Source organism: Methylorubrum podarium (assembly GCF_022179745.1).
GTDB lineage: Bacteria > Pseudomonadota > Alphaproteobacteria > Rhizobiales > Beijerinckiaceae > Methylobacterium > Methylobacterium podarium.
The window spans coordinates 1-3,408 of sequence record NZ_BPRD01000629.1 but is presented as its reverse complement, the minus strand read 5'-3'; the positions used below and the strand labels follow the sequence as shown (position 1 = coordinate 3,408).

Genomic DNA, 3,408 nt, shown 5'->3' with positions numbered 1-3,408 from the left:
CCATGGTCGCGATGTCGGATCGCGCGCGCCGCGGCCGTGTACCGGAAGGCCAGATCCTCGGTGACAGGAGTGCCGTCCGCAAGGTGCCGCTGCAGGATCCGTGTGTCCTGACGCAAGTCGATGAAGTCGCGCAGGCGCGCCAGAAGGCTCGCGAGGACCAGAGCATTCCACGGCGGTTGCTCGCCGAGTTCGGGTTCGAGGGTGTTCGCGGCGTCCTTCAGGCGGTCGGCTTCAGCCCGCTCGGTGGTTCCCGACACGAGCCAGGCGGCCATGTCGTCGAGGAGCGTGCGCAGGCACTGCGGCAACGCGCGCGCCCGCTCCAGAGTCTCGATGCGATCCGAGATCGCCGAGGCGATGGGCAGGAACATCAGCATGTGCTGGCGCAGGGTCGCCATGGCCTCGGCCGACCGCTCCGCACCGGTCATGTCGTAGCGCAGCGGCATCGCCAGCGCGTCGAAGGCGACGGCGTCCGAGGCCAGCTTCAATCGCGTCGCCTGCGTGTCCCCCGCCGTGCGGGCACGGCCGAGGACGTCGATGACCCAGCCCCGGGCGTCGCGCAGCCAGAGATCGAGCCGGCCGGCGATCACGGGCGCCACCGATTGCGGCAGCACGACCGTGTTGACGAGGCTGGCGCAGAGAATACCGAGGGTGATCTCCTCGGCCCGTGCCACGGCGGTATCGAACATCGTTTCGGGGGCGCCGACGGACGGGAATCCGATCAGCGCCGCCGTATAACCGCCGAGCATCATCAGGTAGCTGCGCGGAGTGCGGTCGAGCAGGGAGAAGTACAGACAGCCCGCCACCCAGAGCGCGATGGCGAGGGTGAGGAGTTCCGGGGCGTTCACGAGATTCGGCACGAGGGCCACCGTGACCACGGCCCCGAGCAGGGTTCCGAGCACCCGGTAGAGTGCCTTGGAGCGGGTGGCGCCGGCCAGCACCTGGCTGGTGATGTAGACGGTGCCGAGCGCCCAGTAGGGATTTGGGAGGTCAATCCAGAACGCCAGGAACAGGGCCAGCATGCCGGCCCCGAAGGTCTTCATCGAGAAGGCCCAGTCGCGCCAGCCTGGCAGAGTCATTCCGCGGCCTCGTCGTGCGCGACCTTGTCCCGAGAGGCACGGAACTCGGACGGGCGGTCCACATGATCCTGCACCGCCTGGAACACCCGCAGACTCGCTTCGAGGTCAGCTGCGCTCACCTTCGAGAACACGGCCTTCCGCAATCGGTCGAGGTCGGCCTCGATCCCCGCGACCACCGAACGTCCGGTGGCGGTGAGGCTCAGGATCTTGGCGCGACGGTCGGTCGGGTCTTCCTTTCGGACGACGAGACCCGCCGTCTCGAGCTGATCGAGGAGCCGCACGAGCGACGGACCCTCGATGCCGACAGCCTCTGCGAGGATGTTCTGGCGTGGTTCGCCGCCCAGGCGTCCGATCTGCACCAGCGGCAGCGCCTTCGCCTCCGAGACCCCGTGCGCCTCCGCGTGAGCGTTGGCGAGACGCCTCCACTGCCGGCCGGAGAGAAGAAGCCCGTGGGTGTAGGTCAACAAGAGCTGGCTGAGGTCCTCGGCCGCCATCCGACCTCTTCCTCGTCGACGGGGAACGGCCCCAGGATCCGCCTCATAATAGATAGCTTCCTATCAATTAGCAAGGAACCATTCGAGAGTGGCGTTGGCTTCCAGGCGGCTTCATCGCAACGATGCAGGCAGGCTTTCTGTCAGGCAGGGGCACCGACGCGGTCGCCGCAGGGGCGGCGACAGGTCAGTCCGAGATCATGGGATGCGTCTCCAGTTGCTTAATCCGGCGCGCCAAGCCCAGCATCTGGGTCATTGCTTCACCGCGCATTCTCTCGAAACGCCGGGATTCGCTTCATTCGAATACGCTTCAGAAATCACGCTGTACGCGAAATCGAGCTTGGAACGTGTCCTGTTGAGTCACCGTGAAGATATTTGCGCCGGCCGAAGCGCTGCGGTCTGCCCTGAGGGCACGACCACTGAGAAGACCGACCTTGCTGTACACAGCCTCGGCGCCAATATCGAGATCCTTTACCGGCGACCATATGAGACTCGCGCCCGTTACGACTTGGTACGTGTCACGGAGAACGGAATTGAGGCTGAAGCCGAGTGTTCCCGGTGCGGCTGTAATCAGATTGGCCGTCGGATAGGTCGTCGTTCCATTCTGCAGCGCGCCGCTGGCTACACCGATGCTGGATAATTCTGTTCGAAGATGAGATGGAAAGCGCATCTCCCCGTAGCTGCCGAAAAACGCGGAACGCCATTCGGGGGCCCAGTAATGGAGGTACGAACCGACCACCGTAAAGCTGTTGGACAACTCGATGCGACCTGTGGTCGGACTCACGACCGCATCGGCGAGCCACTGGCTGAACAGGCCGCCCGCGAATGGCGCGCTCTGATTCGTATAGGTGCCGCTGAAGGCGGTATACCCGGTGTAGATAGCAGCGCCCTCGCCGTAGGCACCCTGCAGATAGAAAGAATCGCCTGGAGCAATAAAGGGGGTATTCACCTGCAGGCCGCCTTGCAGAGCCCAGCCATAGGTGGTCTGAGCACCGACAAAAGCGCCGGTCGGAATGCGCGAGGCTGCGGAAGCGTCGAGAAAGGTTGCCCCGAGCGGGCCGCCCACATTGATGTCCTTCATCGCCGCCGAGACTTGGGCAGACCCCCAAGCCGCGTCGTAGCGCAACGCGCTGACGAAGTCCGGCATGCGGGAGCGCTGTACCGCGTCGATCTGGGTCACGCCGGTAACGGCACCTGCAGCATCACGCGAAACGATGATCGGTGTCGGAGCGGTCGTGAATTGGGCCGAAACGGCTGCGGTGCCGATGCCCTGAGAAGGGGAACCGGTCTGTGCATAGAGCGGGTTCTTCCGAAAAATCGGATCTTCGATGGCCAGAGTCAGACTGACATCTTCGTTCAAGGTCGCCGTATAGGCGAGGACGTTGGTGGAAGGGACATTCGAGCCGAGCGTCGCGCCGACAATTTCGAAATCGTGAGCGTAGAAGTCGAAGAATGACGAGGCGCGACCGGCCGTCAGTCCCGCGAACTGCACGAAGGCCTTATCGGCAACGACGAAGTTTTGCACGCGCCCGAACGTGTCCTGGCCGACGCCTGGGAAGGCATTCGCGATACGCTGTTGTGTCCCGGAAGCCAGGAAGGGACCTGATCGATCCGCAAGATCGGCCCTGAGGAAGGCGCGCAGGGTGCCGTTCGCGGTTTCGGTGCGGGCATCGAAGTTGATGCGCAACTGACCTCGGGACTGAAATGTATCGCCGGCGCCGGGGACCTGCCGGCTGCCCGGTGCCATGTACCCGGCTTCATATCGAGCCCGGCCCGAGATCTGGAGGCAGGTTTCGGTTCCCGGAATATAGAAGAACCCACCTCCATAAGCAGAGCAGGTG

3 protein-coding genes are annotated in these 3,408 nt (G+C 64.2%); all 3 read right to left on the bottom strand.

Annotated features, from left to right (window positions below):
* Positions 1–1,076: FUSC family protein (locus tag MFF42_RS24950; protein ID WP_238258642.1), on the bottom strand; the 1,076-nt coding region annotated here is incomplete at its 3' end.
* Complete coding sequence (locus tag MFF42_RS24945; protein WP_238258640.1) at positions 1,073–1,570, bottom strand: MarR family winged helix-turn-helix transcriptional regulator; 498 nt, start codon at positions 1,568–1,570, stop codon at positions 1,073–1,075. The genes MFF42_RS24950 and MFF42_RS24945, both read right to left, overlap by 4 nt.
* Positions 1,571–1,877: 307 nt before the next feature.
* Positions 1,878–3,408 (bottom strand): porin (locus MFF42_RS24940; RefSeq protein ID WP_238258638.1); only part of this gene is annotated, 1,531 nt, incomplete at its 5' end.